The sequence below is a fragment of the Methanoregula sp. genome (genome assembly GCF_003170075.1).
Taxonomy (GTDB): Archaea; Halobacteriota; Methanomicrobia; order Methanomicrobiales; family Methanospirillaceae; genus Methanoregula.
Window position 1 is genome coordinate 1 of sequence record NZ_PMZU01000034.1, and the last position, 4,463, is coordinate 4,463.

At 50.1% G+C, this 4,463-nt stretch carries 5 protein-coding genes; 2 read left to right on the forward strand and 3 right to left on the reverse strand.

Annotation, left to right across the window (positions count from 1 at the left end; genetic code table 11):
• The first annotated feature begins 2 nt into the window (after window positions 1–2).
• Window positions 3–860: a coiled-coil protein gene (locus tag QZN75_RS03620; RefSeq protein WP_292424851.1), complete on the forward strand. Its 858-nt coding sequence runs from the start codon at window positions 3–5 to the stop codon at window positions 858–860.
• A gap of 71 nt (window positions 861–931) precedes the next feature.
• Window positions 932–2,065 carry a DUF373 family protein gene (locus tag QZN75_RS03625; RefSeq protein ID WP_292424854.1) on the forward strand — a complete coding sequence of 378 codons (1,134 nt, stop codon included), beginning with the start codon at window positions 932–934 and terminating at the stop codon, window positions 2,063–2,065.
• A 382-nt stretch (window positions 2,066–2,447) separates the two neighbouring features.
• Here the strand turns inward: QZN75_RS03625 and QZN75_RS03630 are convergent, their stop codons facing one another.
• From QZN75_RS03630 to asd, 3 genes are all read right to left on the reverse strand, one after another.
• Window positions 2,448–2,921 (reverse strand): hypothetical protein, encoded by a 474-nt coding sequence (locus tag QZN75_RS03630; RefSeq protein ID WP_292424856.1) that lies wholly within the window; start codon window positions 2,919–2,921, stop codon window positions 2,448–2,450.
• A gap of 116 nt (window positions 2,922–3,037) precedes the next feature.
• Window positions 3,038–3,343 (reverse strand): DNA-binding protein Alba, encoded by a 306-nt coding sequence (gene albA, locus QZN75_RS03635; protein ID WP_292424858.1) that lies wholly within the window; start codon window positions 3,341–3,343, stop codon window positions 3,038–3,040.
• Between the two features lie 5 nt (window positions 3,344–3,348).
• Window positions 3,349–4,365, reverse strand: a complete 1,017-nt coding sequence (gene asd / locus QZN75_RS03640; protein ID WP_292424861.1) for an aspartate-semialdehyde dehydrogenase — start codon at window positions 4,363–4,365, stop codon at window positions 3,349–3,351.
• Window positions 4,366–4,463 lie beyond the last annotated feature (98 nt).

The window sequence follows — 4,463 nt, forward strand, 5'->3', positions numbered from 1 at the left end:
TGTTGAATGACCTGATGGAAAAGCGAAAGAAGATCCTCGCTGAGTCTGAACAGCACAAGAACCGAAGAAACGAGCTCAACGCCACCGCCAGCAAATCTGCGCGGGAAAGGAACACGCTCAACAACCAGACAAGGGAGTTTGTGGAAGAGGCGCAGAAGAACAAGGATCTCCGGGATAAGTACAATCAGGAAGTCCTTGACCAGAAAGCGCAGCGTAATGAGTTAAACGACAAGGCGAACGTGCTGTTTGAAGAGATCGAAGCCTTCAAAAAAGAGCATGGGACGCTCAAGAACCGGGGCATCAAGGAACTCCAGAAGCAGATCGAGTATATGGAGTACCGGCAGCAGACCGAGGTTTTCACTACCGATAAGGAGCGCGAGCTCATCGAGAAGATCAAACAGATGAAAGGCCAGGTCAAAGAGCAGGAGGCTGAACTTGAACAGAACAAGGAGATGCGGACGAAGATCTCATCTGCACGGGATTTTCGCAAGGATGCTTCCGAGCTCCATGCAAAGGTAACCGAACTCGCCGAACTTGCCCAGAAACACCATGACCTTATGGTCGAATCCTACCGGAAGGCAGACAAGTCCCGAGAGGCGGCTGATATGGCCCACAAGAGCTTTGTCGAGGCCCAGGAATCAGCTGATGCCGAGCATAAATTCTTCATCGCCTGCCAGAAAGAACTGCGCGATTACGATAAGGTCATCTCCGGGCTGCGAAAGAAGACCAAAAAGGTCAAGGTAACAAAAGAGCAGAAAGCCGTCCGCCAGGAAGCCGAGCACCTGTTCCAGAACTTCCGGGCCGGGGAAAAACTCACGACAGACGATATCCTGCTGCTCCAGCGTTCAAAACTCATCTGATCCTCAAAACAATCCCGCTTTTTTTATCCTAGGCAATAATTTAATAGATTTACGGCGATTTTATTATACCAATGACTACAGGTCGGACTCTCGTCCTCAGCGTTGATCGGGACGATGATATCGGGTGGAAGGCAAAAATCAAAAGTCCTGTCGTAGGCAGGCAGGAATGCCTGAAAGCAGCCGACACGCTTGCCCTTGCCGACCCGGAAGACTCCGATGTCAACGCGATCTTCTCTGCAGTAAAAATTTACGATGAACTGATCGCAAAAGGCGAAGAGGCCGTTGTCGCAGTTATTGCCGGCAACCACCTGCACATGATCGAAGGGGACCGGAAGATCGCAGCAACCCTCGATGACGTCATAGCAGAGACAGAACCCTCAAGCTGCATCCTTGTCTCGGATGGCGCGGAGGACGAGTACGTCGTACCTATTATTCAGTCACGGCTCCCGGTTGCGAGCATCCGCCGCGTGATCGTCAACCAGATGCCCAATCTGGAGGGAACGTATTATATCTTAAAAAAACTCCTTGACGATCCCAAGATCTCCAGAGTGGTTTTCGTCCCCCTCGGCCTTGCTATGCTGCTGTACGCGAGCGCATTCATCTTAGGGTACCCGGGAACCGCAACCATTGTCGTGATCGGTGTAATCGGGATGTACCTGCTCTACAAAGGATTTGGTCTGGACGAATTTATTCACGGAAGTATCAATGCACTCCGGGCGTCCATGTCCCGCGGCAAATTCTCCTTTGTCACGTACTCGACAACCATCGTGCTCGGGGTCATCGGCTTTGCCATCGGTTTTTTCACGGTTCTGAAGTACTATACATCAGACAGCAGCATGGGTGTTCTCCTGTACGTCATGAGTTTTATGTATGGGGCGATCATATGGCTAATCGTCGCCGGCCTGGTTACATCAGTTGGAGTTATCGTCGATGTGTATATCAATGAGCGGGAGAATCTGGCAAAAGTCATTGTCTTCCCATTCTTTGTCTTTGCAATTGGACTCATCCTGTACGGTGCAAGCATCTATATCCTCGCGGTCAGCAGCGTCCCGGAATTTCCCGTAAAACCGACAGATGCCGGAATGTATATCATGTATTCCACACTCTTTGGGCTCGCATGTGCGATTGTCGGTGTCATCATCCAGTATGTTATCGCGAAACGTCAGGCAGTGCAACAGAAAGAGGCCATCATTGAGAACATCTGATTCCGCACCGGATCGTTACAGATTTTTACTTATCTCTTTTGGACGGGAAAATCTGCCACATCTGAGTAGAACCGGGCTTTATCCGAGATACTGACCGGTGACCATGTGAGGGACGTAGGTTTCTCTGTCCTGGGGACAGCAAAATTATAAAAAAAAATCCTGTAAGACTGACGGCAGCTCGGTCTATTTAATAGTACTGACAGGGTTTTCCATGGGTGTATTTTATTCCTGAAAAGATCTGCCATACGAAAAAATCATGTCAGTGATGCAGATTCCGTTGCGCTCCATAGCAGGGGGCATCTAAAAAACCACGAATGACGCAAACGAGCCCCTATTCCTGCCGAGCAGGTTTAATCTCTGGGGAGGACTGCGATTGCGACACTCATTCACGGGTTTCAGTCAGATGTCCGGTCTCAAAATATCCCATCCCATCCGGAAACAGGTTGGTGTTGGTATAATTCCGTACGACCTGCGGGGTCACCACGGTAAGTTTAGGAATGGCGACGTTGAACTGGTGAGCCGGGTACCAGTATATTCCATTCCCATAAGAGTATGCAGCATCGTTCACGACAAACTCAGCGTCTGACAGATTGATATGCTGCATCTGTGCATCATCATAATTGAGAATCTTCAATAATTTGTTCTTTAGATCCTGTTTTCCCAACAAAAAGAAGATGAGCCGCGTGCCCTCATCGACAGCATAATGAACGTCGACATGCGCCGTATCGTTCTCCAGCTGGATCTTCACGGAGTCTACGGTAATATACCCGTACCGCTCATCATTTGCTGCTATCGCTGGCACTATAATCAGACCTATACAGAATAAACAGAGAAGTGCGGCAGCACGTGCTCTCATAGCACTATAAATTTGAATGAGCCAGTTAAATGGTTTATGGTTGTTCACGAGTATTACACCCGTTTTGCATTCAACCCAAAACTTGGGGGACGTCGCGGGGATCGCCACCAAAAAAGTTATTTATTAGAAGCAAGAACGATCTCGATGCTTGAAACATTGGTCTTGCCGGAATCTGTATCTATAACCTCGGTTGAGATGACGATATCCTTTTTTGTCACACCCTCCAGGAACCGGTTTAAGGAAATCTCTGCGGTATCAACAGCCCGTGAGATTGCCTTGCCACGAGCCTTAATGGCAACCTCGCTTGCCCCGTTGTTGAATTGTGTTACGACTGCCAGTACATAGTTCATGACCGGCTTGTTTCCCACAAACACGGTGTTTTCCTTCATTGGTTGCATGGTGGGTTGAATGGTGTTTTCCATAGAGATCACAGGTACTTCTTCTTTGTTATCAGTTCTGCATTCAGCACGCTTGCCCCCGCTGCACCGCGGATGGTGTTGTGTCCCATAGCCACAAACCGGAGACCGTCCCGCAACCGGCCGACCGACACGGTCATGCCACGGCCCCGCATACGGTCAAGCCGGGGCTGGGGGCGGTCATCCTCAGAGAACAGATGGACGGATTCCGTCGGCTGGGTCGGCAGACCTTTGATCGGCGGTTTGTAGTCGGTATAAGCTTTTTTTACCTTTTCAACCGGTTCTTTAATATCCACCCAGACCGCCATGGTGTGCCCGTCAATGACCGGTACCCGGTGGCAGCTTGCGCTCACTTTAAACGGTGCATCCGCCACTTTTTTGCCTTTTAAGGTCCCCATGATCTTGAGGGTCTCGGACTCCATCTTCTCCTCTTCCTTGCCAATGAAAGGGATAATGTTGTCGCAGATTGCCATTGCTGCAACACCCGCAAAGCCGGCTCCCGATATTGCCTGCATCGTGGCGACCCGGATATCATTAAACTTAAATTTCCTCAAAGGTGCAAGGGCAGTGACAAGCACGATCGTAGAGCAGTTCGGGTTGGTCACGATAAACCCGTCCCTGCCGGCGTCCCGCTGGACATCGATCAACCCCAGGTGATCGGGGTTTACCTCAGGCACCACAAGGGGGATGGTCGGTTCCATCCGGTGTGAACTTGCATTGCTGCAGACCGCGATGCCCGCATCGGCAAACTTGTTCTCAACATCCAGCGCAATTTCCGCAGGAAGCGCGGAGAAGACTAGGTCCACGTTCTTCATCGCCGAAGGAGCAATATTTACGACCTTGATCTTCGCGATCTTTTCCGGAAACGGCGTTTCAAGGCGCCAGTTTACCACTTTTCCGTACTGCTTTCCCGCACTGCGTTCTGAGGCAGCGAGTGTTGTCAGATTAAACCAGGGATGATCCGCCAGAAGTTCGACAAATCGCTGACCAACCGCGCCCGTAGCTCCGAGCACTGCAACGTTGATCATAGGTGTCAGGTCCTGTGTGTTTTGTTTTCCCCGTTTATGGTTAGGGCGGGTAATAGTGTCCCATTTCATCTGTGATAATAAAAACGTTGTTTTTTTGA

Bases quoted from the DNA above. Each gene is read 5' to 3' on its own strand.
- asd (WP_292424861.1), bottom strand. From the start codon at position 4,365: ATGATCAACGTTGCAGTGCTCGGAGCTACGGGCGCGGTTGGTCAGCGA.
- albA (WP_292424858.1), bottom strand. From the start codon at position 3,343: ATGGAAAACACCATTCAACCCACCATGCAACCAATGAAGGAAAACACC.
- QZN75_RS03630 (WP_292424856.1), bottom strand. From the start codon at position 2,921: ATGAGAGCACGTGCTGCCGCACTTCTCTGTTTATTCTGTATAGGTCTG.
- QZN75_RS03625 (WP_292424854.1), top strand. From the start codon at position 932: ATGACTACAGGTCGGACTCTCGTCCTCAGCGTTGATCGGGACGATGAT.